The sequence below is a fragment of the Noviherbaspirillum sp. genome, from assembly GCF_036563305.1.
Taxonomy (GTDB): domain Bacteria; phylum Pseudomonadota; class Gammaproteobacteria; order Burkholderiales; family Burkholderiaceae_D; genus Noviherbaspirillum.
Genome location: NZ_DATCMQ010000013.1, coordinates 362,415 through 388,143 on the forward strand (window position 1 = coordinate 362,415; position 25,729 = coordinate 388,143).

Here is a 25,729-nt window from a genome sequence, read left to right on the forward strand (position 1 = left end):
GGGCGCGGCCGGTCCGGCGCCCGCTACTATAGCCGGAAGCGGCCGCCCGTGCCGCACTGCCGCGCGCCGGGCGTTGCGGTAGTATCGGCGTTCATGCCTGGCGGGGCGGGCAACGAGAAAGGCGACAGCATGGAAAGTACGTTCAATGCAGGGCAAGGAGCGGCGGCGGATGCAAGCATCATCCTCGAGAGCATCACCGACGCATTCTTCGCGCTCGACCGCAACTGGACGTTCACCTACGTCAACCGGCAGGCGGAATCCCTGCTCGGCCGCACCCGCGACGAACTGCGCGGAAAGGCGCTCTGGGCGGAATTTCCCGGCCTCATCGGAAGCGAGTTCGAAACCCTGTACCGTGACGTCACGGCGCGGCAGGTCGCCGGCAGCATCACCGCATGGTACCAGGACCACCAGCGCTACTACGAGGTGCACGCCTACCCGTCCCCGCTGGGCATTTCGGTCTACTTCCGCAACGCGAGCGCCCGCATCCAGGCGCAGGAGCGGCTGCGCGAGAGCGAACTGCGCTTTCGCCTGATGGCGGACGCGATTCCCCAGATCGTCTGGATCGTCGGCGCCGACGGCAACGCCGAATTCTTCAACCGGCAGTGGAGTACCTACACCGGGGTGGACCTGCGCACCATCACCCCGGCGGCGGTTTCACAAAGCTTTGTCCACCCCGACGACCACGCGGCGACCATGCTGGCTTGGGAACAGGCGCAGCGGGACGGCAGCGTGTTCAGCGTCGAGCACCGGATCCGGTCCGCCAGCGGCGAGTACCGCTGGTTCCTGGTAAGGGCGGAGCCGTACCGTGATCCGGACAGCGGCGAGATCCTGCGCTGGTTCGGCACGTCCACCGATGTCCACGACCGCAAGCTCGCGGAAGCGGCCCTGCGCAAGAGCGAAGCACGCTACCGCTCGCTGTTCGAATCCATCGACGAAGGATTCTGCATCATCGACCTGATCTTCGATGCGAACGGAACGCCGTGCGACTACCGGTTCCGGGAAGTCAACGCCGTCTTCGCACAGCAGACCGGGCTGCGGGACGCGGTCGGCAGGACCATGCGGGAGTTCGCCCCGGAGCACGAGCAGCACTGGTTCGACATTTACGGCAAGGTGGCGGTCACCGGCGAGCCGATACGCTTTCAGAACGAAGCGAAATCCCTGAACCGCTGGTACGACGTGTACGCATTTCGCGTCGACGAACCCGATGCGCGCCGGGTTGCGGTGCTCTTCAACGACATTACCGGCCGCCGCCGCAATGAACAGGACCTGCGCGTGAGCGCGCGCCGCAAGGACGACTTCCTGGCGATGCTCGCCCACGAACTGCGCAACCCGCTTGCCCCAATCACCGCGGCGGCCGACCTGATTGCCGCCGGCAACGTCAGCGCCGAGAAGCTGCCGCAAGTCAGCGCGATCATCGTGCGGCAGGCGCGCCACATGACGGAACTGCTGGAAGACCTGCTCGACGTGGCCCGGGTGACGCGCGGCCAGGTGTCGCTCGACGACGCCATGGTCGACCTCAAGGCGGTCATCGCCGAGGCGGTGGAACAGGTGCGGCCGCTGACAGAGGAAAAATCGCATCGGCTAGAAGTCCACCTGTCCGCCGAACCGGCCCTCGTGCGCGGCGACCGCAAGCGGCTGGTGCAGGTGCTGGCCAACCTGCTCGGCAATGCGGCCAAGTACACCCCGGCCGGCGAAGGTCTCATCGTGCTGCGGCTGGCAGTGGATCCGGCAACGGTCAGGCTTGCGGTATCCGACAACGGCATCGGCATGTCGCCCGGCCTCATCACCCGCGCATTCGACCTGTTCGCCCAGGGCGAACGGACTTCGGATCGCGCGCAGGGCGGTCTCGGCATTGGCCTCGCGCTGGTGCGGAACCTGCTCACCCTGCATGGCGGCGCGGTCAGCATCGAGAGCGGCGGAGCGGGACGCGGGACCACTTTCCATGTCACGCTGCCGCGCCTGCTGCAGGCGACGGAACCGGAGCCGGCTGCGCAAGCGGAGGGCATCGCCGGGCGGGTCCCGCTGCGCATCCTCGTTGTCGACGACAATGCGGACGCGGCGCGGATGCTGGCGATGCTGCTGCAGGTCGGCGGCCACCAGGTGCACATCGGGCACCACGCCCGGGAAGCGCTTGCGCTTGCACCGGAGATCGTGCCGCATGTCTGCCTGCTCGATATCGGCCTGCCGGACATCGACGGCAACGCCCTGGTGCGCCGGCTGAGAGCGATGCCGCAGCTTTCGGGCACCGTGTTCGCCGCCCTCACCGGTTACGGGCAACCGCAGGACCGCGAGGCATCCAGTGCGGCGGGATTCCACCGCCATCTGGTCAAGCCGGTGGACAGCGCCGGCCTGCTCGCGTGGCTGGATACGCTGCAGATACCGGCGAACTGACCTCGCCCGGCAGCCCGCGGCTGCCTATGCCAGGTAGCAGTACAGTCCTTCCAGCGGGCGGCCCTGGTCGACCCGGACCGGCGCCCTGAATAGCCGTTCGACCTGGAATCCGCAGTCCTGCGCCAGCCGGCGGATGTAGCGCTCGGAATGCGCATAGCGCAGGCTCGGCAGCAGCCGGAGGTCATCCTCGCCTGCCGCCAGTTCGACGGTGAAGGCGAACGTCCCCTGCGGCGCAAGGATGCCGCGCACTGCGCGGAACACCCGTTCCAGCGCACCCACGTAGATGAAGACATCGGCGGCGACAACCAGGCCTGCGCTCTCGGTTTCCGCCTCGAGCCATGCCGCGACGTCGGCATGCTCAAGCCGCCGGTAGATGCCGAGCCTGCGCGCCTGCGCCAGCATCGCGGCCGACAGGTCGACCCCGTCGACGACGCCGGCCACCTGCTGCAGCAACGGCGCGCACAGCCCGGTGCCGCAGCCGAGATCGAGCGCGCGGCCGTAGCTGCGGTTCTCCTCCACGAGCGGCCGCAACAAGCGTTCGTAACCCTGGTACCGCAGATCGCCGAGCACATGGTCCTGGAAGTCCGCGGCGTAGTCGTCGAACAGCGTCTCGACGTAGCGTCGTGGCGGCGCTGCCTGCGGCGTGCCGCCAACGGAGGCGAGGTAGTAACGGTTCAGCTCCGGGTCACCGCCGCAGGCCAGCGCCCGCTCGAAGCAGGCGGCGGCCTCCGGCAGGCGCTGCAGGTCACGCAGCACGCCGCCGCGCGCGCTCCAGGCATCGGCGAAACCGGCGTCTGCCGTCACCGCCTGCTCGAACGCCTGCAGCGCCGGCAGCATCTGGCCGATGCGCATCAGGCACTGTCCCTTGCGAAACCACAGCGGGGCCTGCCCGGGGGCAAGCGCCAGCGCGCGTTCGAATGCCTTGACCGCCTCCGGCCATCGTCCCAGCGTCTCGAGCGAAAAGCCGAGGCAGGTCCAGGCATCGAGGTAATCCGGGTCCCCCGCCGTCGCCTGCTGCAGCAGCGGCACCGCCTGCGCCGCCTGCTTCAGGTGGAACAGCGTGACGCCGAGATTGCCCAGCACGGAAGGCCTTCCCGGCGCCAGCGCGAGGGATGCCTCGAACGCGGCGCGCGCCTGCTCGAGCCGGCCGCCTTCGAAATGCGAAATGCCCTGGAAAAAATGCGTGCGTGCCTGCGCTAGTGTGGCGTCCATTGCCTGTCTTCCCATGATCGTGTCGGACCGAACAGCGTGGCAATGTAGCATGAACGAACCGCGCAGGACGCGCGGCCAAAAAGAAGAGGCGTCCGGTCTGACCCGGACGCCTCATGGGACGGACGGCGCCCGCCGGAGGATCAGTGGATGCTCTGCTGGCCGCCGGTGCCGCCGAACGAGGCGCCTTCGGTGCGCGACGCGCCGCCCTGCGCCTGGCCCTGGCCCTGGCCCATCGACTGGCTGGCGGTCGACGCCATGTCATCCTTCATGCGGGTGGCTTCCTGCTTTGCCATCTCGGCAACGCGCTGTGCCGACTGCTTGACGGTCTCGGCCTGTTCGCGTGCGGCTTCCTTTGCCCGTTCGAGCAACTCGTCGCGCGTGTCGCCCAACAGTTCATCCTCGCGGCGGGTGCGCGGCAGCAGCGCGCCGAGGGCGGCGCCGACCGCAATGCCGATCGCGCCGATCATCAGCGGCTGCTCGTCGGCGAACTGGCCGACCTGCTGCTTTGCACGGCTGTAATGCATCTGGGAGCGGCGGCTCATCTCGCTCATGCGGGCCTGTGCGCTCTGGGTCGTTTCCTGCAGCCGGGAGCGTGCGCTCTGGGTCGTTTCCTGAAGACGCGAACGCGCGCTCTGGCCGGCCTGCTGCACGCGACCGGTCACGGAGGAGGCGCTGCTGCTGAGACGCTGCCCGGCCTGGCTCGCCTTTTCCTTCAGTCCGCGCGCGGTATCGCCGGTCCTGGAAGCCATGCGCTGCATCATGCCGTCGCTGCTTGTCCCGGCGTCGGCGCTCGTCGGATACTCGGCGGCGAATTCGTCCTCATAGGGCGTGTCCAGGTCGCTGTAATAGGCGGAGCGGCGGCCGCGCCGGTAGTAGCCGGCAGGATAGGCCGGCTCCTTGCGTCCCGCGGCCATCAGCCAGGCAATGCCTACGCCGATCAGGGCTACGGGGATGGGATTGTCTCGAACGGAATTGATGAGGTTCACGCTGAATGCTCCTGGTGTAGTGGAGAGGGCATAGTCCACGGCGTTGTCCATCATCTCGCTCGGGGAGAGCTTGTGCTGGATCGCCTCAATGGTCGAGCTGAAGTCGGCGCGGGTGCGCTCGATGTCGCTCTCGATTTCTTCGGGGCTGCGGCTGTCGTTTTCGTTCATTGCATTTTCTCCTGCGCTAGCATCTTGTCCCGCTTGAGCGAGTCCATTGTCCGGTGCGGCATGAGCTTGTCCGCGCTGAGCTTCTGGGCGCCTCCCTTGACCATCACGAAGCCGATCGCCACCACCACCAGGCCGACGATCAGCGGCGCCAGCCAGGGTGCGACCTCGGGCGGCAGCAGCATCTCGACGCCCTTCACCACCGCGAGCAGCAGCACGAGCGCGCCTGCGAGCAGCACTGCGCCGCCGATCGCCACGGCGGCGACCGCCTTCTGGGCGTCCGCGACCTTGCCCGACATCTCTACCCGGGCCAGTTCGATCTCCTGGCGGACCAGGTCGACGACGTCGCGCGTCAGGTCGGAGAACAGTTCGCCCAGCGACTTGTCACTCTTGTCGATCATCATATCGAGGACCCTCCCGCTCCCGCCCCGTTGGCGGGGGTTGCAGAACTGCCGAGGCCGGTGGCCGCCGCAGTGCCGTCGCTGACGCCCTGCCGGGTAGCGGTGCCATAGGTGCCGGTGCCGGTGGTACCGGTCGTGCCGGTGGTACCGGAGACGCCCATTCCGGTGCCGGCGCCGCCGCCCGAGCCGGTGCCGGACAGCGAACCGGCGCCGGATGAGGCCGAGGACCATTCGTCATCCTGCATGGACATGTAGCCCTGCTGGCTCTCGGAGGAGCTCTTGAGGAACCGCGCCAGGAGGAAACCGGCTGCGACGCTGCCGATGAAGAAAGTTGCAGGCGACCGCCGCGCGAGGTTTTGCGCATCGTCGATCAGCGTGTCGAGATCCTTTTCGCGCAGGCGTCCGCCAAATGTTTCGATCTGGTCGGCCAGCATGCCGACGTAACGTGCGACCTGGTCCTGCCCTTCTCCTTGCAGGTTGTCGGCGGTACTGCGGATGGCACTGGCCACGGTGCTGACCTGGCCGATTGCCGTTTCCTTCTGCTGATCGAACATCGAGCGGCTCTTTTCCTTCGCCTTGCTCGCGATGTCGCCGGCGTACTGCCGCGCGTTGTCCGCCACGCGGGAACCGGTCTGTCGTATGCCGCCCGATGCGTACGTCGAACCGCCCGATGAATACGTCGAACCACCCGAGGATGCGCCGATGCCAAGGTCCGACGCCGTGCCGCCCCCGCTGCCGCCGGCCGCGCTGGTCTGCGATCCTGTGATGCCCGGGCTGCCTGCCGCTTGCGGCGCATCATCCCTGAGCCGTTCGCCTGGTCCCGGCTGCGCTCCGCTCGAGATCATGCCCTTCCCGTCCTGGTTTTGGTCTGCCATCGCTTCCACTCCTGTTTGTTGGTTGAATGCGGCCAAGGCCGCATTGCCGATGAACTAAGGTACGTGCTGCACAACATGTTAGAAATGCAAGCCGTTGTTTAGTTCAGACCCCATTTACGCTTGTGCGCAATGACCGTGCACGTCCGGGGACCATCATGGCTGCCATTGCCCGGCGGTGTCCGGTGTCGACAGCGCGTCCGCAACCATCCGGCCGTTCATTGCCCGCGATCAGGACGCGACGCCGTTTGTCGTGCATACATTGCGCGGCGGAAGCTGGCTAGACTCCATGCATGCCGGAAGTGCCGGCAGCATCATGGAGAAGGATATGAAGACCATCGGAATGATCGGCGGGATGAGCTGGGAATCCTCGGCCGAGTACTACACGGGCATCAGCCGCGGCATGAAGGCCCGGCTCGGGGGCCACAACAACGGACGCAGCATCCTGCTGACCCTGAACTTCGAGGAAATCAAGCAGATGCAATCGGAAGGCCGCTGGCAGGAAGCCGGTGTGGTGATGGCCGATGCGGCGCGACGGCTGCAGTCGGCCGGGGCCGACTTCGTCGTGCTCTGCACCAACACCATGCACAAGGTCGCGCAGGATATCGAAGCGGCAATCGATATTCCCTTCCTGCACATCGTCACGCCCACGGCCGCGGCAATCAGCGCCGCCGGTTTCAACCGGGTCGGCCTGCTTGGCACCGCGTTCACGATGGAACAGGATTTCTATCGACGCCGCATGGAAGACGTGCACGGCATCGAAGTGGTGGTGCCGCCCGCGCGCGAGCGCGAACGCGTTCACCAGATCATCTACGAGCGCCTTTGCCACGGCGATATTCGTCCTGAAGACCGGCGCGAATACCAGGACATCATCGGCGGATTGCAGGCGGAGGGCGCGCAGGGAGTGATCCTCGGCTGCACGGAGATCACGCTGCTGGTCAAGCCGGAACACTCGTCGCTGCCGGTATTCGACACCACGCGGCTGCATTGCGAGGCGGCAGTCGAGATGGCGCTACAGCCCTAGACCCTCACACGCGCGCAGCAGCAGGCCGGCCCGCTGCACCGCCTTGCGTCCGGCCGCCGCGCCGAGCGACAGCCTCAGGAAGGCAGTCGTCGCCGCGGCCGGACCGACGCCGAAACTGCTGCCGGCCACCACCCGCAGGCCCCGCTCCTCCAGTTGCGCGACCAGCTGTTCCGGCCGGGTGCGAGGAGCCAGCGGGAGCCAGCGGTGGGGCGCATGGCGTACTACCTGCACCGGGCCGCCCCCGAGCGCCTCGTCCAGCACGGCATTGCGCTTGACGATTTCCTTCCGCTGCCATGCCAGCCGCCGCGCCGCGGCACCCGACGCGATCAGCCGGCTCGCGACTTCGGCGCCGAGCGGACTCAGGTACCAGCTGGTGGTATGGATGGCTTCAGTGAATCGTTGCAGTTGTTTCGGCGGCACCCCGAGCATGCCGAAACGCAACCCGGGCGCCACCGTCTTCGACAGCCCGCTGACGTAGTACACATGGTCCGGCGCCAATGCGGCAAGCGGCGGCAGGCGCCCGGGCAGCAGCGCGCCGTAAACATCCTCCTCTATCAGCAGCATGTTCCTTGCCTGCGCGACCGCGGCCACCTGCTTGCGCCGGGCCATCGACATGCTGGCGCCGGTCGGGTTCTGCAGGGCGGACGACAGCACCGCGACGCGGATGCCCCTGCGGCTGGCCTTGAGCAGGGCCGCCGGCGTGACACCTTCCTCGTCCATCTCAAGCGGATGCAGCCGGTAGGCGCGCTCGCGTGCGATGGCCTTCATGCCGGGGTAGGTGAAGCGTTCCACGGCGATGTCCGGGCGGTCGGATGCCACCGCAAGGGCGACCCCCAGTGCATGCTGCGCGCCGGCGCACAGGATGATGCGATCCGCCGGCAGCTCGAGGCCGCCGGCGGCAAGCCACTTCGCCGCCTGCTCGCGCCATGGTTCCCAGTCGGACACGCCCTGGTACCCCATCAGGCGCGTCAGCGCGCGCTCCTCCTGCAAGGCGGCAATGACCTGCGCGATGCTGTCGTCGCGCGCATCCTCGGCGGGCGTGTTGGTGGACAGGTCGATGCAGGGCGCATTCCCGCCTGGCGCCGGATGCAGGCCGAACAGGTCCACGACTTCGGCGCGCGCACGCACCACCGTCCCGCGCCGGGTATTGCCCTCGATCAGGCCGCGCCGTTCCGCCTCCCGGTAGGCGCGGGTGACCGTACTGAGATTGACCCCGAGCAGTCCGGCCAGCAGGCGTTGCGGCGGCAGCACCTCCCCGGGACGGAGGCGCCCCGTCCTGACCGCAATGGCGAGCGCCTCGGCGATGCCGAGATAGACCGGCCCATGGTGCGCCGAAAGATCGGGAATCCAGTGTGGCATGCAGACAATCGGGGTTGTGATGCATGCATGCTAGCACTTGCCGGACTGCATGGGAAAGGATATCCGGCTCGTAAAAAGAGCGGGACAGGGGCACGTGACATTTGAATGCGGCAACGGCAGGCGCGTCGGAATTGTTCCGGTTCTCGCAATGTTCAATTGCAGGAAGCGCCGTTTATTCCACCGTGCGCAAGGACTAGACTGGGTCCCATCGATGAGCAAGCACGATTTTCAGACTCACCGAACAGGCCGCGTCGCCGGGCAGGTCGCCCGGTTCCCGGCAGAGTCCCCGAGAAAGAACTGGAGCATGAACATGAACACCAAGAATATGATCGCCGCCGTCGCCCTCTTTGCCGCCGCCGGCTCCGCCCTCGCCGAGCAGACCTATCCTTACGTCGACTTCACCGGCTACAAGGCGGCGGGCAGCCGCGCCGAAACAATGGCTGAGCTGCAGCCGGTTCGCACCGGCGGCGCCGGCGCCGGCAGCCGTGAAGCCGTTGCGCCTGATGCCGGCTTCGTTTCCACCAGGACCCGCGCGCAGGTGATTGCCGAACTGAAGCAGTCGCAGGCCGACGGCAGCTACGCCATGGCGCAGCAGGAGTACGACGGCCAGTTTCCGGGCGCGGACAGCCGCGTGCAGGCTTCCCGCCTGGCCGGCAACGTTAGCGCGGCGCGGCTGAACTGAGCGGCTTTTCCCCGCGCGCCGTCGCTCAGTGGGTGATTGCGCCCCAGGGCCGGAGCCGGTTGAGGAAATCGACCGCCGGCGCCGGCTCGCTGTACAGGTAGCCCTGGTAGGCATGACAGCCCTGCTGCGCGAGGAAGTCCCTTTGCGCTTCGGTCTCCACGCCTTCCGCGATCACGGACAGCCCGAGGCTCTGCCCCAGCGCGACGATGGTGCGCGCGATGGCGGCGTCGTTCGGATCCACCAGCACGTCGCGTACGAAGGACTGGTCGATTTTCAGCTGGTCGAGCGGAAAGCGCTTCAGGTACGACAGCGACGAGTAGCCGGTGCCGAAATCGTCAAGCGAGAAGCCGACGCCTCTTTCCTTCAGCGCCGACATCTTCGCGATCGTCGTCTCTATGTCATCCACCAGCAGGCTTTCGGTCAGCTCCAGCTTGAGCCGCCCGGGATCGGCACCGGTCCGTTCGAGTACGTCGAGCACCAGCGCGACGAAATCCGGATGCCGAAACTGCCGTGCACTGACGTTGACCGACATTGTCATGTGCGCCGCGTGCGGATCGGTCTCCCACTGCGCTAGCAGGCTGCAGGCCGTCTCCAGCACCCACTCCCCGAGCCGCAGGATCAGTCCGGTTTCCTCGGCCAGCGGGATGAACTCCGCGGGCGGCACCAGCCCGCGCCGCGGCTGCTCCCAGCGGATCAGCGCTTCGGCGCCGGTCTGCCTGCCGTTCCGGTCGACCTGCGCCTGGTAATACAGCACGAACTCGTTGGCCCGCGTCGCATGGCGCAGGTCTGCCTCCAGTCCCAGCCGGTGCTTGACAGCGGCCTGCATCACGGGGTCGAAGAAGCGGATCGCATTGCGGCCGGCAGCCTTGGCCTGGTACATCGCCAGGTCGGCGCGCTTGAGCAGGTCGTCCACCACGGCCGAGGCGTCCATGCCGGAGGGGAACAGGGTGACGCCGATGCTTGGCGTGCTGACATGCTCGTAGGCCTCCAGCCGGTAAGGCTGATTGAGCGCGGCGAGGATTTTTTCGGCGGTGGCTTCGGCCTGCAGGGCGGCGGCGTCGGGCGCCTCGCCCAGGTCCTCCAGCAACACCACGAATTCATCCCCGCCAAGGCGCGCCACCGTGTCGGTCTGCCTGACGCAGGACGACAAGCGCTTCGCCACCTGCTGCAGCAGCAAATCGCCCTTGTCATGGCCCAGCGTGTCGTTGAGCGTCTTGAAGTTGTCCAGGTCGATCAGCATCAGCGCGCCGCTGCGGCGGTTCCGCCTGCATCCGGCGAGCGCGCGCTGCAGGCGCTCCATCAGCGACGAGCGGTTCGGCAGGCGGGTCAGCTGGTCGTAGAAGGCGAGCTGCTGCACCTTCTCCTCTGCCTCCTTGCGGGCGCCGATGTCGGTGTGGATCGCCAGGATGGACTGTACCTCGCCGCCGTCGCCGGCGATCAGGTTCCAGTGCGCCTCCACCAGCAGCTTCGAACGGTCCTTGCGGCGCTGGCGCAACTCGCCGCGCCATTCGCCCTCGCGCCCGAGCGTCTGCATCGGCAGGTCGAACACCCCCGGATCGCTGCTCAGCAGCGACTGCATCGTCCGTCCCAGCGCCTCTTCGGCGGACCATCCGTACAGGCGTTCGGCGCTTTTGTTCCAGTAGGTGATGCGTTGCCCGGCGTCGCAGACGATGATCGCGTCCTGTGCCTTGTCGAGCAGGGAGGCCTGGTCCCGGATCCGGGCGTCGGCCAACTGTCGCTCCAGCTCGCTCGAGACCCGCGCGGCAAAGATCCGGAACATCGAGAGCACGAAATCGCGCTGCCTGAGCGGCTCGCGGAACAGCACATAGAGCAGACCGACGGGCCGCCCCGCAGCATCGGCCAGGAGGCTGCCGACATAGGCGCTGGCGCCCACGATGTGCAGCCAGGGAGATTGCGGGAAGGTCCCGGCGACCTCGTCATCCACCAAGAAACTGTGCTCCGCAAGCAGGCGCTCGCACGGCGTGCCGCGAATCTCGTACTCGAAGTTCTCCGCCAGCCGGCCGTCCACCACGGCGACGATGGTGCCCGCCCGCGCCGGCTCGCCCGGAAGCAGGCGGGCGACGACGCCGGCCTGCGCGCCGACGGCGCCCGCCATGTTGCGCGCCAGCTGTTCGAGGAATTCGGTCCCGGTGCTGGCCGAGACGCTGGTGGCCACCTGCAGGATGGCTTCCTCCAGACGGCGCTGGCGGCGCTGCGAGCGGAGATGCGACACGCCGAAGGACACGTCGCTGGCCAGGTCCTGCATCAGCCGCACCTCGTCATCCGAGAACTCGCGCACCGAGCGCAAATACAGGCTGAGCACCGCGGAGACCTTTCCCTTGCGCATCAGCGGCAGCGCGATCAAGCCGCGGAAGCCCTCGCTGCGCACCCATTCCAGCCAGGGCGAGAAGCTCGGCTCCTCCCACACGTCGGTGCACACGACGGCGCGCTGTTCGCGCACCACGGTCCCCGTCGGTCCCTTTCCGCTCGCGCTGTCCTCGGCCCAGCGCACGTCCAGCCGCATTGCCTTCTCGACATCGCCGAGCTTGCCGGCATAGGCGACCGGCCGGATCGACTTGCGCGCATCCTCGCGCACCAGGCCCACCCAGGCGAAATCGTAGCCGCCGATATCGACGGCCAGCTGGCAGATGCGGTTCAGGAGATCCGATTCCTCTTCGGCGCGTACCAGGGTCTCATTGCAGCGCCTGAGCAGCTGCAGCGCGCGGGTCGTGCGTTCCAGTTCCAGCGTGCGCAGCTTGCGTTCGGTGATGTCGCGCTGCACGGCGACATAATGCGTGGCGCGCCCCCTCGCCCCGAACACCGGCACCAGGTCCAGCTCGACCCAGAACTCCTCGCCGTTCTTCTTGTAATTGAGCACCTCGACGCAAACCGGTTCGCGGGCGATGATGGCGGCCCGCATCCGGTCCAGCTCGGCGCGGCCGGTACGTGGTCCCTGCAGCAGGCGCGGCGAGCGGCCGATCACTTCCTCCCGGCTGTACCCGGTCAGCCGCTCGAACGCCGGGTTGACGAACACGATGCGCGGTCCCGGTTCGTCGACCGGCCCGGCCTCGGTGATCATGACCATGTCATTGAGGCGCGCGATGCTGGTTTCCAGCAGGTGCAGCTGCTCGGCCGACGCGCGCCGCGCGGAGATGTCCTGCACCGTGCCCGACAACGACGTGCCGCCGCCCGCGGTGCGCATCTCGCCCCGCATGTGCAGGTAACGGATGCCGCCGTCCGGGCGCCTGATCCGGAACTCGACGTCGAGCGGTGCGCGGCCCTTGAGCAGGCGCTCCTCGGCCAGCAGGACACGCTCCCTGTCCTCCGGATGGATCAGTTGCATGAAGGTGTTGACGTCGTCCTCCGTGCCGGCGCGCTCGATACCGAAGATGCGGTAGATCTCCCCCGAGCACTGCAGCCTGCCGTTCGGCAGGCTCAGCTCCCAGCCGCCGGTCGAGGTCAGCCGCTGCACGGTTTCCAGGTGCACCGTGCGTTCGCGCAGCAGCCGGCCCATGCGCTCGCGCTCCTGGCGGGCTTGGGCGAGCTGCTGCTGCTGTTCGTCCAGCTGCACCAGGGTCAGGACATGGGAGGCGAGCATTTCCAGCGCGTTCAGCTGGCCCTCGTCGAGCTTGCGGGGCACGTGATCCAGCACGGCGAGCGTGCCGAGCGGCATGCCGGCGGTCGAATGCAGCGGTATCCCGGCATAGAAGCGGATTTCCCACGGCTGCTCGAGCAGGCGCTCGCCGGCGAACAACGGGTCGGCGGCCGCGTCGGCGACCACGTAGGGCGTCTTGCCGCAGATCGCCTGCGCGCAGAAACAGGTGCCGCCCTTGCCTTCCAGTGGCGGCAGGCCGACCGTATGCCGATGCCACTGCCGATGCTGGTCGAGGAAGACCAGCAGGGCGGCAGGCGCGCCGCACAGGCGGGCGGCTAGGGCGGGAACGTCGTCGAGTGTTGTGAGGGCCGGCATCTGAAACACGGCGTTCCCGGGATGCAAGCGGGTAACGGCCTGTATGAGTAGTCACTCTTGTAGGTATAGGAACCTCGAACGGCGCGAATGTTCCGTGCTGCATCCATTCGCTGTCGAGGGCGCGCGCCGAACGCGAAAAGCGCGGCCCGCAACGCGTGGCCCGACCGGAACGCGCTCCCCGGTGACGCCGCTGCCGACGCCGACGCGCCAGGCACGCTGCGGCTGTCAATTCCGGTATCGACGCCCTGCAGGCTGGCCTTGCCGACGTGCCGCCAGGGCGACCGGTCCCGCTCGGCCTCGCTCCCGGGAGGGCGACGGCAGGCGGGTCGGCCGGTTCTTCGCCGTCTCAGGCATCCGGCGATGCCGTGTCCGCAGCTGCCCGCGACTGCCGGGCGGACGCTCGCCGCCCCGGCGGACACCGGGACACCGATAAGCCTGGAGCCGGCTGCGGCGGGTCGTGCGACACGCGGGATGCGCATGCAGCGCTTGAAAAAGCGGTATCGGGCGACATATACCCCTTGCCGGGCTGTCGGGAGTCCGGCCATGCAAGAACGACAAGTATCATTTCGCTGCCTGCCCTGCCGTAAAAGTTGGTTTTCCCGCCGCTGCAGTTTGAATTAAGTAAACCGGTTGACGTCGAACTACCGCGGATCAACCCGCAGCCCTTCGTCACCATTCAACAGGAGTCTTAGTGAATCCGAAGCATTTCCGGCCCGCAGTATGGGCAGCGATCATGTTCGTGATCTTTTTCGCATTCGGCCAGATGGGCGGCGGCGACGGTCCGGCAAACGCCGGTTCGATCGCCTACTCCGACTTCCTGACCGAGCTCAAGGCGCAAAGGATCAAGGAAGTCACCATCACCGGCGAAAGAATCACCGCCATCACCAACGACGGCTCGGTCCTCAAGACCACCGCCACCCTGCTCGACCGCGGCCTGATTTCCGACCTCATCGACAGCGGCGTCACGTTCGATGTCAAGAATCCGGAAGCGCCCTCCTTCCTTTCCCAGGTGTTCATCTCCTGGTTCCCGATGCTGCTGATGATCGGCGTATGGATCTGGTTCATGCGCAAGTCGCAGGGCGGCGCCAAGGGTGGCATCTTCTCGATGGGGAAGTCGAAGGCCCGCATGCTCGACGTCAACACCAACCAGGTGACCTTCGCCGACGTCGCAGGATGCGATGAAGCAAAAGAGGAAGTGGGCGAGATCGTCGATTTTCTGCGCGATCCGCGCAAGTTCCAGCAGCTCGGTGGGCGCATTCCGCGCGGCGTGCTGATGGTCGGCCCGCCCGGCACCGGCAAGACGCTGCTTGCCCGTGCCATCGCCGGCGAGTCCCGCGTGCCGTTCTTCACGATCTCCGGTTCCGACTTCGTCGAGATGTTCGTCGGCGTCGGCGCTTCCCGGGTGCGCGACCTGTTCGAGACCGCAAAGCAGCACTCCCCCTGCATCATCTTCATCGACGAGATCGACGCGGTCGGCCGCCAGCGCGGTTCGGGCATGGGTGGCGGCAACGACGAGCGCGAGCAGACCCTGAACCAGATGCTGGTCGAGATGGACGGCTTCGAGCCCAATTCCGGCGTGATCGTGATCGCCGCGACCAACCGCTCGGACGTGCTGGACAAGGCGCTGCTGCGTCCGGGCCGCTTCGACCGCCAGGTCATGGTCGGCCTGCCCGACATCCGCGGCCGCGAGCAGATCCTCAACGTGCACATGCGCAAGGTGCCGATCGCAGGCGACGTGCAGGCCAATGTGCTGGCGCGCGGCACGCCGGGGTTCTCCGGCGCGGAGCTGGCCAACCTGGTGAACGAAGCCGCCCTGTTCGCCGCCCGTCGCAACAAGTCGACCGTCGACATGCGCGACTTCGAGGACGCCAAGGACAAGGTGATCCTCGGGCCGGAGCGCAAGACCGCGGTCATGCGAGAGGAAGAGCGGCGCAACACCGCGTACCACGAGTCCGGCCACGCGGTGATTGCCAAGCTGATGCCGAAGGCCGACCCGGTGCACAAGGTCACGATCATGCCGCGCGGGTATGCGCTCGGCCTGACCTGGCAGCTGCCGGAGCATGACCGGGTCAACATGTACAAGGACAAGATGCTCGAAGACATCGCGATCCTGTTCGGCGGTCGTATCGCCGAGGAAATCTTCATGGGCACCCAATCGACTGGCGCCTCCAACGATTTCGAGCGCGCCACCAAGCTGGCACGGGCGATGGTGACCCGCTACGGCATGTCGGAGGCGCTCGGCACCATGGTGTACGGCGAGGATCAGGATGCGCTCGGCATGAGTTCGCCGACGGTGTCGGAAGAGACCCAGCAGAAGGTGGACATCGAGATCCGGGCAATCCTCGACCATCAGTATGCGCTGGCCCGCCGCCTGCTCGAGGAAAACCGGGAAAAGGTGGAAGTGATGGCCAATGCCCTGCTCGACTGGGAGACGCTGGACGCCGACCAGGTCGAGGACATCATGACCGGCAAGCCGCCGCGCGAGCCGAAGTACGGGCTGCCCGAGCCGCGCGTGAACCGCACCCCGCGCGTGCCGCCGGGAGCCGCCGCGCCGGCCTGATGCCATAGCGGTCGCATCATGAAAAACGCAGGCGATTGCCTGCGTTTTTTTTCGGCCGTCGCACCCGATGTCCGGTCAGCGGGATGGCGCTTCCCAATGCCAGGATCCGCGAGGGACCGTCCCATGTCGCCCGCCCGGGCGGCGCCGTTGCATGACGGCGAATCATGCGGACCGTGCGCACATGCTGCGATGTCCGGCACCGCGCCGCGCAGCCGGGAGCGTTGGCTGGCGGTCCGTTGGCGCGACCTGCTGCTAGGCTGCCGGGCGTGCCATGCGCTGGAACAGCAGCCGGTCCGCCGCCCACACCTGCAGCAGTGTCACGCCCATCAGCGGAAAGACCACCCCGAGCAGGGTCAGCGCGATGATCCATGCGCGCATCGGCGGCACCGGCTGCATTTTGGCGGGAGCGCCGAGGGCACGCGCCGGACGGCGCTTCCACCACATCACCGCGCCGGTCACCGCCATCGCCCCAAGGCCGACCGAGATGAGCGCGCTCAGGATCTGGTTGACCAGCCCGAAGTACCGGCCCATGTGCAGCGAGGTGCCATACGATACGGCTTGCGCCACCGCGCCGTAGTCTTGGTAACGGATGTCGCGCAGCACCTTCCCGCTGTACTGGTCGATGTAGATGGTCCGCTCCTGTTTCGGGTCGGCCGGAAAATACACCACCGTGTAAACACCATCCCGTGCAAGCGGCAAAGCGAGCTGGTAATCCGTGCTCACGCCCAGCGCGGCAACCTGGGCGATGACCGCCTGCAGCGGCATGGCGGCGGCTGGTTGCCCCGGGGCGCCGGATTGCGGCACCGGGACGGCCCCGACCGCCCAGGGGACTTCCGGCACCGGCAGATCATTCAGCGTCATGCCGGCGGCGGCACCGTGTTCCTCATGATGATGGCCCGGACCGCTCGCGGCGGCGGCCCGGGGCCCGGACACCGCACCGGGCATGCTGGAACGCAGCGGCAGTTCGCCCCATGCACCGGGAGGCGCGCCCAGATCCGCTTTCGTCGCCAGCGCCTGGAAGTTCTTGCCCCAGAAGCCGGTCCACGGCAGCCCGCTCAGCACGAATGCCACGGCGCCGAGGGCCAGCCAGATGCCCATGGCCGCATGCGTGCTCTTCCAGAACGCTCGCCCCCGCAGCGAGAAGCGTGGCCGGAATTCCATGCGGCCACCGGCATGCGCGCGCGGCCACCACAGCGCGACGCCGGTGCCGATCATGACCAGGGTCCAGCAGGCCGCCAGTTCCATCAGCAGTTCGCCGGGCTTGCCGAGCATGAGCTTGCGGTGCAGCATGCGCGTCACCTGCATGAAGCGGTCGTCAACTCCCAGGGTACCGAGCACCTTGCCATCGTAGGGATTGACGTACACGCTCTGCTGTTTCCCGTCCGGCAGCCGGAACACGAATTCGGTGCTGCGGTCGACATCGGTCAGTACCTGCAGCGAGACTGCTGTGCTGCCGTCGGGTACCCCCCGGCGCGCGGCGGACAGCAGGAAGTCGGTCTCCAGCCTGGGCATTGCCTGGGGCTGCACGACCAGCAGGTGCGGATAAAGCAGCGGTTCGATTTGCGGCTTGAAGCAATACAGCGTGCCGGTGATCGCCAGGACCACGAGCAGCGGCATGACGAACAGGCCGGCATAGAAATGCCAGCGCCACAGGGTGCGGTAACCCGCCCCCGGGTTGGGCGAGCGTGCGGAGATCGATTGCATCGAGATGGACATTCCATCCTCCTGGTACATGTTCAACAGGGCAGGCCGCGCTCATGCAGCGGCTTGCGTAGCGGCTGGCAAGGGCCAGTCCGGCATTGGAGACGAACGTATCGGGGCGAAGCGCACGGCATCCGAATGGTGACCCGCCCCTCCACTTGCACCGCCTGCGCAATCCGTCGCTCAGAATCGCGTCCTTATGCCGACATACATCGAACGCGGTTCCCCGGGCGAGAGGATGGCGTCGCCCGCCGATGCGACGCTGCGCACGCTGTGACGCGCAATGTAATTCCTGTCGCCGAGGTTGCGGATCTCGCCGAACAGCTCCCAGTCCTTGCGCACCATGCCTGCCCGCAGGCCCCACAAGGTGTACGACGCAATCTTGTAGGTATTGCTGAAATCGGCGTAACGCCGCCCGACAACATCGAAGGTCGGTCCGGCGAAGAAGCCGCTGGCGTGGCGATAGAGCAGTTCTCCCCGCAGGGCATGGCGTGGCGCAGCCGGCAGCCGGTTGTTGCCGTAATCGCGATCGTTGTCGAAGCGGAAGTGATTGAACGTCAGGTTGAGCAGCGGTTCGATACGGTGGCTGCCGCTGCCGTCCACTGCAAAACTCGCACCGACCAGCGCTTCGATGCCGGCGTGAACAGTGCGGTCGACGTTGCCGGAGATGGCGGTCCCAGGCGCTGCCGGATCTTCCACCGACAGGATTTCATCGCGCAGCTTCGTATAGTAGGCAGCAAGGTCCCAGCGCCACTGCGTCTTGCCTACGGCGTGGGTGCCGCGTGTGCCGACCTCGTACACGATGCCGCGCATCGCACCAAGCGGCGCGCCGCCCGGCCTGTCTTCAAGCTGATATGTCGTCGGCGCCTCGTACACGCGGCTGACGTTGGTGAAGAGTTGCGCCTTGGGGGTCAGATCGTAGATCAGGCCGGCGCGCGGGTTGAGGCTGTCGTAGTCATCCTTCGGATGGGTCACCGCGCCGCTCGAGGCCGCGACGTTGCGCACTTCGCGGCTGCCGCTCACCGCCTGCGCGCCGTAGACCGCGGTCAAGCGCGGCGCGAACTGCCAGCGATCCATCAGGAACAGCTCAAGGTTGTCGGCGTTGTTGTCCACCCGCGTGGCGAGGCTGGTGCGGCGGCCTCCGTCGTTGCCGAAGTTCCCGCCCTCCACCCATGTCCTGCCGTAGTTGACCCCGGCCAGGACGTCATGACTGCCCATGCGCCGGTGGTAACGCAGCGTGGTGCCGGCATTGCGCTGCTCGGTGTCGATCAACAGGCTGAAGAACGGGCTTTGGACGATAGGATGGTAAAGATCCTGCTCCTCGTAGGACACGCCGAACGACACGCTGCTGTCCGCATCGATCGTCCAGGTCGTCTTGTTGGCCAGGCGCCAGGTCTTCACGTTCCACTGGTAGTTGCCGGCCACGGCGGCAGCCTCGGCCTGGTCCGGATCGTCGCGCCACTGGGCACGGGTAAGCGGACCGGGCAGCTGTTCATCATTGTCCACGTAGCTCAGGTAGACGCGAGTCTGCACCGCATCGCTGAATCGCCAGCCGGCGTTCGCATAGAGGCCTTCACGGTTCTGCTTGTTGTGTTCGCGGTAACCGTCCCGACGCTTCGCCTCGATGGTGACCAGGCCATCCAAGTGCTCGGCCACCTTGCCGGCGGTGAAGCGGCTCTGCACCAGGCCATGGCTGCCCGCGTTGAAGAACATCTCCAGCGGCGGCGCGTCGAGCGCAGTGGGCGTGATGAAATCGATGGCGCCGCCAAGGGTGCTGGCGCCATAGGTAAGCGCGTTTGCGCCGCGCGCCACGATCACGTGACGTGCACTCAAGGGATCGATGAAGCGGTTGTGATTGTTGCCGTCCGCGGCCGTCACCGGCAGTCCGTCCTGCAGCAGCTTGACGCCGTTGTTGTCGTAGTCGACCGCATCCAGGTTGGAGCCGCGAATCGAGAGGAATGCCGCATCCGAACCGGAACTGCTGGTGGCCCAGGCGCCGGGCACGTCGCGCAATACGTCGGCGATGTTGGTGGTCGTGCGCTGGAATAATGCGTCGCTGTCCACCAGGGTCACGCCGCCGGGCGTGCGCGCCTGCTCCGCCGCGATCTCCTGCCTGGTCTGCTGGCCGGGCGTGGGCGCGGTGACGGTCACCGCCGGCAGCACGCTTTCCTGCGCGTGTATCGACGCGGCCAGCAGCATCAGGACAGGCAATGCGCAGACCGACGCTGTCGCTGCGGACATCCGCGCTGCCTTGTCATTTGCCATGGCCGTGCCCTCCCCTGTTGTGCAGCGCGCGCACCGGCAGCACGAGGTCGAGCGTCTGCCGGGGCTGTCCTTCCTTCTCGAAGACGAGCGCGACCGGAACACTGTCGCCTTCACGCAGCGGCGCCTTCAGCCCGGTGAACATCAGGTGGTAGCCGCCAGGCTTCAGGTCAACCTGTTTGCCGGCGGGGAGGTCGATCCCCTCGATGCGGCGCATCCGCATCACATCGTTCTCCAGGCGCATTTCGTGGATCTCGACATCGGCGGCGACGGGGGAGCGCGCCGCAACCAGGCGGATATCGCGGCTGGCAGTCAGCTGCATGAATGCGCCGGTGGCGCTTTGTGCGGCAACGGTGCCGCGGACCCAGGGTTCCTTCACGGTGACGTCGGCGATGGCGGCGGAGGCCGCGGCAAGCAATGCCGCGGCAAGAATGAGGTGGAGTTTCATTGTGTTTCCTGACAGTTGCCTGTCCAGTTTCATCGGGTTCGGCACGGGGTGCACGGGTTCCGGGCGGAACGCGGTGCGCCGCCATGCCCTGCTGGGCTCGGGGGCGTCAGGCGGGGTGACTATCCGGCATTGGCGGGATCAGGAAAAACGGGGAGGTCCGCGGGGATTGGCGCTGACCCAGGCGAAGAGTCGCTCGGGCGCCGCGTAGAAGAGGCGAGGACGGGACGGTGCGTCGACCCGGGGAAGCGGCGTCGCGTGGAAAGGAGCAGGCAGCGTCGGACTGTCCGATTGCAGACGACAGTACTGGCAGTCCTGGCCATGATCCTGATGTTGCGCGGGAGCGTGGTCGCCCGCGTCGCCATGCGCCACCGACACGGTCCTGAGGCCCTCTGCCGTGCAGACCTCATGAAGTACCGCCTCGGATGCGCGGTGGGCCTGGATGGCATGGGAGACCGTCGGCATCAATGACGAGAGCATGATGGCAAGGAATGCCACCAGCGCTATGCATCGTCGGTAATGCCGGATCGTTATCATGGCGGCATTCTACCATTTGAACAGCGGGTTCCGGGCGCGTCCGCCCGGGCGCTGCGCCTCCCGTTACGCCGGCTTCATGCGCCCGAACTGCTCCCGGTAAGCACTCGGGGCCAGCCGGAGCGTGGTCCGGAAATGCTGGCGCAACGACAGCGCGGAACCGAAACCGGCATGCTGGGCGATACGCTCAATCGCCATGTCGCTCGTCTCCAGCAGGCGCTGTGCATGGGCCAGCCGCTGGTTCAGCAGCCATTGCTTCACGGTGGTGCCGGTGTTCTGGCGGAAGTGACGGGTGAAGCTGCGCCGGCTCATTGCGGCCCGCGTGGCGAGGCTGTCGATGCTGTGCTGCTGGTCAAGGTGACGGCTTGCCCATTCGAGCACGCCGGCGAGCCGATCGCCTTCCCCGGCCGCGGGCAGCGGCTGTTCGATGAACTGGGCCTGGCCTCCCTGCCGGTGGGGAGCGATCACCAGCCGCCGCGCGGTGCGGTTGGCGGCTTCCGCACCGCGCAGTCGCCGCATCAGGTGCAGGCAGCAGTCGAGCCCGGCTGCCACCCCGGCGGAAGTCAGCACGTCGCCCTCGTCCACATACAGCACCTCGCTGTCCACCTTCACCTTGGGATAGCGTTGCGCCAGCATCGCGGCATAGTGCCAGTGGGTGCTCGCGGAAAGGCCGTCGAGCAGGCCGGCTTCGGCCAGCACGAATGCGCCCAGGCAGAGGCCGACCACCAGCGCGCCCCGCCGGCGGGCGGCGCGCAAGGCCGCCAGCACCGCCGGAGGCGCCGGCCGGCAGTCCGCATGCCAGGTCGGGATGACGACGATGTCGGCGCGGGACAAGCCGCGCAGCCCGCATTCCGGCTGGAGGGTGAAGCCGGCGGAAGTGCGCAGCGGCCCGCCCTCCATGCCGCAGACGCGCACGTGGAAATCCGGGGACGCAGAAGCGCCGCCGCTTTCGCCGAACACCAGGCAGGGCACGGACAGGTGGAACGGGCTGATGCCGTCGAAGGCGAGCACGGCAATGACAGGCGGGCGGGAAGGCGCATTGGACATGATGGCCCGATTGTATCGTACCTTGACCTCCGGGCCACTTTCGGGCTTGCCGGCGGTTGCCGATAATGCCGCTTACCGGAGCATGTCGCTCCGCCAACCGCATGGAGGACAACATGGGTGCATCACCCCGCAGGGCGCTGGTCGTCATCGACGTCCAGAACGAATACGTAACGGGCCGGCTGCCGATTGAATATCCGCCAATGGAGATTACGCTTTCCAACGTCGGCAAGGCAATGGACGCGGCGCGCATGGCAGGCGTGCCTGTGATCATCGTGCAGCATGAGGCGCCCGCGGCCTCGCCGGTGTTTGCCGGCGGCTCGGAAACCGGGAAGCTGCATCCGGTGGTGGCGAGCCGCACCGCGGACCACCATGTCACCAAGACCCTGGCCAGCGCCTTCGCCGGCACCGACCTTGCCGCCTGGCTGGCGGAACGCGGCATCGACACGCTGACCGTGGCCGGCTACATGACGCACAACTGCGACGCGGCCACCATCTATCATGCGGCCCATGCCGGCCTGTCGGTGGAATTCCTGGCCGACGCGAGCGGCGCGCTGCCGTACGAGAACGCCGCCGGCAAGGTCACCGCGGAGGAAGTGCACCGCGTGTTCTGCACGGTCTTCCATTCCAGTTTTGCGGCGGTGGCGTCGACCACGGCGTGGATGGAAGCGGTCAGGGACGGGCGCCCGCTGGCGCGCGACAACATCGTCGCTTCCAACCAGCGCGCAAGGGCCGGAAGCGCGCCGGCGCGCGCCGCCTGAAACGGGCCCGGCCTCAGGCCGCCGCGCGCAGCTGCCTCGCCGCACCCACCATGTTGCGCAGCGCCGGGAGCACTTCCTCCCAGCTGCGCGTCTTGAGTCCGCAGTCGGGATTGACCCACAGGCGCTGCGCCGGAATGCACTGCGCGGCCTTCCGCATCAGCGCCACCATCTGCTCCTGCGCCGGGATGTTCGGCGTATGGATATCGTAGACGCCCGGGCCGATCGCATTCGGATAGCGGAAGCGCTCGAACGCATCCAGCAGCTCCATGTCGGACCGCGCTGTCTCGATGGTGATCACGTCGGCGTCCATCGCCGCGATCGCCTCGATGATGTCGTTGAACTCCGAATAGCACATATGGGTATGGATCTGGGTCTGGTCGCCGACGCCGTTGGCCGCGATGCGGAATGCCGCGACCGCCCAATCGAGGTATGCCTGCCACTGCCGGCTGCGCAGCGGCAGCCCCTCGCGCAATGCCGCCTCGTCGATCTGGATGATGCGGATGCCGGCCTGTTCCAGGTCGAGCACCTCCGCGCGGATCGCCAGCGCCAGCTGGAGGCACGACACCGAGCGCGGCTGGTCGTCGCGCACGAACGACCAGTTGAGCATTGTGACCGGCCCGGTCAGCATGCCCTTCATCGGACGTCCGGTCAGCGACTGCGCATGCGCGGCCCATTCGACCGTCATCGGCCGCGGCCGCGAGACGTCGCCGTACAGGATGGGCGGCTTCACGCAGCGGGAGCCGTAGGATTGCACCCAGCCGAACTCGGTCAGGGCGAAACCATCGAGCAGTTCGCCGAAGTACTCCACCATGTCGTTGCGCTCGGCCTCGCCGTGGACCAGCACGTCCAGGCCGAGGGCTTCCTGTTCGCGCACGCAGCGTTCGATTTCGGCCTGCATCAGCGCGCGATAGGCTTCCTCGCCGAGTTCGCCGCGCCGCAGCCGGTGACGCGCCTGGCGGATCTCGGGCGTCTGCGGGAAGGAACCGATGGTGGTGGTCGGAAAGGCCGGCAGGGACAGTGCGGCCGTTTGCTGCGCGGCGCGTTGCGCGTACGGACTGTGGCGCCGGCCGAGCCCGGGATCGACGCGCGCCAGCAGCGCCTGCACCGCCGGATTGTGCACGCGTGACGACGCCTGCCGCTGCGCGATTGCCGCATTGTTCGCGACGACTGCTTCCTGCACATGCGCCCGGCCCTTGCGCAACGCACTTGCCAGCACCTGGAGCTCATCGAGTTTCTGCAGTGCGAATGCAAGCCAGGAACGGACCTCGCGGTCCAGCGACTGCTCGCTGTCCAGGTCCACCGGTACATGCAACAGGGAGCATGACGGCGCCAGCCACAAGCGCTCCCCGAGCCGACGATGGACTGGTTCCAGCCAGGCCAGCGTCGCATGCAGGTCGGTCTTCCAGACATTGCGGCCGCTGACCACGCCGAGCGACAGCACGCGGTCGCCGGGCAGCAGGCGGATCGCCTGCTCGACCTCGGCGCGCGCACTGACGGCGTCGAGGTGCAGGCCCTGCACCGGCAGCGCGCAGGCGAGCGGCAGGTTGTCCTGCAGCTCGCCGAAATAGGTTGCCAGCAGGAGCTTGACGCCGCTGCCCTGCAGGGCGGCATAGGCGGTGCCGCAGGCCTGCCGCCACGCAGGCGCGAGGTCGGTGACGAGCGCAGGCTCGTCGATCTGCACCCATTCGACGCCATGCGCCGCCAGTAGGCGCAGCAGCGCCGCATACGCCGGGAGCAGGCGCGGCAGCAGCGCCAGCCGGTCCGACCCGTCCTTGGACTTGCCGAGCCACAGGTAGGTCAGCGGCCCGATCAGCACCGGCTTGGCGCGCAGGCCGAGCTGCGCGCATTCATCCACCTGCTGCAGCAGGCGCGAGGCGTCCGGCTCGAACGTGGAAGCCGCCGTGAACTCCGGCACGATGTAGTGGTAGTTGGTATCGAACCACTTGGTCATTTCCCCGGCATGCACGCAGCTGCAGCCGGCGTCGCCAGCGGACCGGCCGCGCGCGACGCGGAAAGCGGTGTCCAGCACGTCGCTTCCCGGCTGGCGCGCGCGCGCCGGCACGTTGCCCAGCGCCATGCTCATGTCCAGCACCTGGTCGTAGAACGAGAAGTCGCCGACCGGCACCAGGTCCAGCGCGGATTGCTGCTGCCAGTGCCTGCGCCGCAGCTGGGCGCCGGTTTCCTCCAGCGCCTCGCGCGGCGACTGCCCTTTCCAGTATTTTTCAAGCGCGAACTTCAGCTCGCGCCGCGCGCCGATGCGCGGAAAGCCGAGATTGTGTGTCGTGACCAAGACGATTGCTCCCAGGGGGTTGGTGATGATGGGAGCATCTTAGGGTTTCCATTGCATGAACAACAGTGGCATTATTTCACGCGTCCATTACTTTCATTCATACGTAACAATCATGCTCGAACGTGCCCACCTGGCCATCGTGCGGGAAGTCGACCGCAGGGGCTCCCTCACGGCAGCGGCCGATGCGTTGCACCTGACGCAATCGGCGCTGAGCCACGCCATCCGCAAGCTCGAGGACGCTCTCGGCACGGCGGTATGGAAGCGCGAAGGGAGGCGCCTGCGGCTGACGCAGGCGGGGCAGCACCTGCTGGGCGTCGCCAACCGGGTGCTGCCGCAGCTGGAACACGCCGAACAGGTGCTGGGCCAGTATGCGCAGGGCCAGCGCGGGACGCTGCGCATCGGCATGGAATGCCATCCCTGCTACCAGTGGCTGCTCAAGGTGGTGGCGCCCTATCTTGCCGCGTGGCCGGACGTCGATGTGGACGTGAAGCAGAAGTTCCAGTTCGGCGGCATCGGCGCGCTGTTCGGCGACGAGATCGACCTGCTGGTCACGCCCGACCCGTTGCGCAAGCGCGGCCTGCGTTTCGAACCGGTGTTCGACTACGAGCAGGTGCTGGTGGTGGGCCGCGGCCATCCGCTCGCGGGGCTGGCCTCGGTCGAGCCGGCGCAGCTTGCCGGCGAAACCCTGATCAGCTATCCGGTGCCGATCGAAAGGCTGGACATCTACACCGGCTTCCTGCTGCCGGCGGGATGCATGCCAGCCCGGCACAAGGTGATCGAGACGACCGACATCATGCTGCAGATGGTCGCGAGCGGACGCGGCGTCGCCGCGTTACCCGGCTGGCTGGTGGCGGAATATGCGGAGAAGCTGGCGCTCTGCCCGGTGCGGCTGGGACGCAACGGCATCGCCAAGCAGATCTTCCTCGGCATGCGCGAGGCCGACAACGGCATCGATTACCTCGATGACTTCGTCGCGCTCGCGCGTGCCGTGCCGGCCGTGCCCGGCGCCGGTGGAAAAACCGCCCCGCCGCCGCGCCCGCGCCCGCGCCGCCAGGCCCGCTGACGGCCGC

General features: G+C 67.3%; 18 protein-coding genes. 6 read left to right on the forward strand and 12 right to left on the reverse strand.

Annotated features, from left to right (window positions below):
- The first annotated feature begins 129 nt into the window (after positions 1-129).
- Positions 130-2,391, forward strand: coding sequence for a PAS domain S-box protein (locus VIM12_RS12125; protein ID WP_331941892.1), 2,262 nt, complete (start codon positions 130-132; stop codon positions 2,389-2,391).
- A 24-nt stretch (positions 2,392-2,415) separates the two neighbouring features.
- On the opposite strand, the gene VIM12_RS12130 is transcribed toward VIM12_RS12125, so the two are convergent.
- The 4 genes from VIM12_RS12130 to VIM12_RS12145 form a co-directional block, all read right to left on the reverse strand.
- Positions 2,416-3,603 carry a tetratricopeptide repeat protein gene (locus tag VIM12_RS12130; RefSeq protein ID WP_331941893.1) on the reverse strand — a complete coding sequence of 396 codons (1,188 nt, stop codon included), beginning with the start codon at positions 3,601-3,603 and terminating at the stop codon, positions 2,416-2,418.
- A 140-nt stretch (positions 3,604-3,743) separates the two neighbouring features.
- Complete coding sequence (locus tag VIM12_RS12135; RefSeq protein ID WP_331941894.1) at positions 3,744-4,757, reverse strand: DUF3618 domain-containing protein; 1,014 nt, start codon at positions 4,755-4,757, stop codon at positions 3,744-3,746.
- Positions 4,754-5,158 carry a phage holin family protein gene (locus VIM12_RS12140; protein ID WP_331941895.1) on the reverse strand — a complete coding sequence of 135 codons (405 nt, stop codon included), beginning with the start codon at positions 5,156-5,158 and terminating at the stop codon, positions 4,754-4,756. Before VIM12_RS12140 ends, VIM12_RS12135 begins: the two co-directional genes overlap by 4 nt.
- On the reverse strand, positions 5,155-6,030 hold the full coding sequence (locus tag VIM12_RS12145) for a hypothetical protein (RefSeq protein WP_331941896.1): 876 nt from the start codon (positions 6,028-6,030) through the stop codon (positions 5,155-5,157). The genes VIM12_RS12140 and VIM12_RS12145 overlap by 4 nt, the downstream gene beginning before the upstream one ends.
- Before the next feature lie 325 nt (positions 6,031-6,355).
- On the opposite strand from VIM12_RS12145, the gene VIM12_RS12150 reads away from it, so the two are divergent.
- The gene (locus VIM12_RS12150; protein ID WP_331941897.1) at positions 6,356-7,051 is read left to right on the forward strand and encodes an aspartate/glutamate racemase family protein; all 696 of its coding nucleotides are present in this window, start codon (positions 6,356-6,358) and stop codon (positions 7,049-7,051) included.
- On the opposite strand, the gene VIM12_RS12155 is transcribed toward VIM12_RS12150, so the two are convergent.
- Complete coding sequence (locus VIM12_RS12155; protein ID WP_331941898.1) at positions 7,040-8,410, reverse strand: PLP-dependent aminotransferase family protein; 1,371 nt, start codon at positions 8,408-8,410, stop codon at positions 7,040-7,042. The two genes, VIM12_RS12150 and VIM12_RS12155, sit on opposite strands and share 12 nt — an antisense overlap.
- Before the next feature lie 310 nt (positions 8,411-8,720).
- On the opposite strand from VIM12_RS12155, the gene VIM12_RS12160 reads away from it, so the two are divergent.
- The gene (locus VIM12_RS12160) at positions 8,721-9,092 is read left to right on the forward strand and encodes a DUF4148 domain-containing protein (RefSeq protein ID WP_331941899.1); all 372 of its coding nucleotides are present in this window, start codon (positions 8,721-8,723) and stop codon (positions 9,090-9,092) included.
- A gap of 25 nt (positions 9,093-9,117) precedes the next feature.
- Here the strand turns inward: VIM12_RS12160 and VIM12_RS12165 are convergent, their stop codons facing one another.
- Complete coding sequence (locus VIM12_RS12165; RefSeq protein WP_331941900.1) at positions 9,118-13,062, reverse strand: EAL domain-containing protein; 3,945 nt, start codon at positions 13,060-13,062, stop codon at positions 9,118-9,120.
- Positions 13,063-13,795: 733 nt separating this feature from the next.
- On the opposite strand from VIM12_RS12165, the gene ftsH reads away from it, so the two are divergent.
- Positions 13,796-15,622, forward strand: a complete 1,827-nt coding sequence (gene ftsH / locus VIM12_RS12170; RefSeq protein WP_414691781.1) for an ATP-dependent zinc metalloprotease FtsH — start codon at positions 13,796-13,798, stop codon at positions 15,620-15,622.
- A 252-nt stretch (positions 15,623-15,874) separates the two neighbouring features.
- Here ftsH and VIM12_RS12175 read toward each other — a convergent pair whose 3' ends face one another.
- The 5 genes from VIM12_RS12175 to VIM12_RS12195 form a co-directional block, all read right to left on the reverse strand.
- Entirely contained in the window at positions 15,875-17,338 is a 1,464-nt protein-coding gene (locus VIM12_RS12175; RefSeq protein ID WP_331941901.1) for a PepSY domain-containing protein, read from the reverse strand.
- A gap of 168 nt (positions 17,339-17,506) precedes the next feature.
- Positions 17,507-19,564: a TonB-dependent receptor gene (locus tag VIM12_RS12180; RefSeq protein WP_331941902.1), complete on the reverse strand. Its 2,058-nt coding sequence runs from the start codon at positions 19,562-19,564 to the stop codon at positions 17,507-17,509.
- 13 nt (positions 19,565-19,577) lie between these two features.
- Positions 19,578-20,033 carry a copper chaperone PCu(A)C gene (locus VIM12_RS12185; protein ID WP_331941903.1) on the reverse strand — a complete coding sequence of 152 codons (456 nt, stop codon included), beginning with the start codon at positions 20,031-20,033 and terminating at the stop codon, positions 19,578-19,580.
- 138 nt (positions 20,034-20,171) lie between these two features.
- Entirely contained in the window at positions 20,172-20,528 is a 357-nt protein-coding gene (locus tag VIM12_RS12190) for a DUF2946 domain-containing protein (RefSeq protein ID WP_331941904.1), read from the reverse strand.
- A gap of 102 nt (positions 20,529-20,630) precedes the next feature.
- Positions 20,631-21,611 (reverse strand): GlxA family transcriptional regulator, encoded by a 981-nt coding sequence (locus tag VIM12_RS12195; RefSeq protein ID WP_331941905.1) that lies wholly within the window; start codon positions 21,609-21,611, stop codon positions 20,631-20,633.
- Positions 21,612-21,724: 113 nt separating this feature from the next.
- Between VIM12_RS12195 and VIM12_RS12200 the strand changes: the two genes are divergently transcribed.
- On the forward strand, positions 21,725-22,369 hold the full coding sequence (locus VIM12_RS12200) for a cysteine hydrolase family protein (RefSeq protein WP_331941906.1): 645 nt from the start codon (positions 21,725-21,727) through the stop codon (positions 22,367-22,369).
- A gap of 13 nt (positions 22,370-22,382) precedes the next feature.
- Here the strand turns inward: VIM12_RS12200 and metE are convergent, their stop codons facing one another.
- Positions 22,383-24,659, reverse strand: a complete 2,277-nt coding sequence (metE, locus tag VIM12_RS12205) for a 5-methyltetrahydropteroyltriglutamate--homocysteine S-methyltransferase (RefSeq protein WP_331941907.1) — start codon at positions 24,657-24,659, stop codon at positions 22,383-22,385.
- Between the two features lie 112 nt (positions 24,660-24,771).
- Here metE and VIM12_RS12210 point away from each other — a divergent pair, with 112 nt between their 5' ends.
- On the forward strand, positions 24,772-25,722 hold the full coding sequence (locus tag VIM12_RS12210) for a LysR family transcriptional regulator (protein ID WP_331941908.1): 951 nt from the start codon (positions 24,772-24,774) through the stop codon (positions 25,720-25,722).
- Positions 25,723-25,729 lie beyond the last annotated feature (7 nt).

Bases quoted from the DNA above. Each gene is read 5' to 3' on its own strand.
- VIM12_RS12125 (WP_331941892.1), top strand. From the start codon at position 130: ATGGAAAGTACGTTCAATGCAGGGCAAGGAGCGGCGGCGGATGCAAGC.
- VIM12_RS12130 (WP_331941893.1), bottom strand. From the start codon at position 3,603: ATGGACGCCACACTAGCGCAGGCACGCACGCATTTTTTCCAGGGCATT.
- VIM12_RS12135 (WP_331941894.1), bottom strand. From the start codon at position 4,757: ATGAACGAAAACGACAGCCGCAGCCCCGAAGAAATCGAGAGCGACATC.
- VIM12_RS12140 (WP_331941895.1), bottom strand. From the start codon at position 5,158: ATGATGATCGACAAGAGTGACAAGTCGCTGGGCGAACTGTTCTCCGAC.
- VIM12_RS12145 (WP_331941896.1), bottom strand. From the start codon at position 6,030: ATGGCAGACCAAAACCAGGACGGGAAGGGCATGATCTCGAGCGGAGCG.
- VIM12_RS12150 (WP_331941897.1), top strand. From the start codon at position 6,356: ATGAAGACCATCGGAATGATCGGCGGGATGAGCTGGGAATCCTCGGCC.
- VIM12_RS12155 (WP_331941898.1), bottom strand. From the start codon at position 8,410: ATGCCACACTGGATTCCCGATCTTTCGGCGCACCATGGGCCGGTCTAT.
- VIM12_RS12160 (WP_331941899.1), top strand. From the start codon at position 8,721: ATGAACACCAAGAATATGATCGCCGCCGTCGCCCTCTTTGCCGCCGCC.
- VIM12_RS12165 (WP_331941900.1), bottom strand. From the start codon at position 13,062: ATGCCGGCCCTCACAACACTCGACGACGTTCCCGCCCTAGCCGCCCGC.
- ftsH (WP_414691781.1), top strand. From the start codon at position 13,796: ATGTTCGTGATCTTTTTCGCATTCGGCCAGATGGGCGGCGGCGACGGT.
- VIM12_RS12175 (WP_331941901.1), bottom strand. From the start codon at position 17,338: ATGTCCATCTCGATGCAATCGATCTCCGCACGCTCGCCCAACCCGGGG.
- VIM12_RS12180 (WP_331941902.1), bottom strand. From the start codon at position 19,564: ATGTCCGCAGCGACAGCGTCGGTCTGCGCATTGCCTGTCCTGATGCTG.
- VIM12_RS12185 (WP_331941903.1), bottom strand. From the start codon at position 20,033: ATGAAACTCCACCTCATTCTTGCCGCGGCATTGCTTGCCGCGGCCTCC.
- VIM12_RS12195 (WP_331941905.1), bottom strand. From the start codon at position 21,611: ATGTCCAATGCGCCTTCCCGCCCGCCTGTCATTGCCGTGCTCGCCTTC.
- VIM12_RS12200 (WP_331941906.1), top strand. From the start codon at position 21,725: ATGGGTGCATCACCCCGCAGGGCGCTGGTCGTCATCGACGTCCAGAAC.
- VIM12_RS12210 (WP_331941908.1), top strand. From the start codon at position 24,772: ATGCTCGAACGTGCCCACCTGGCCATCGTGCGGGAAGTCGACCGCAGG.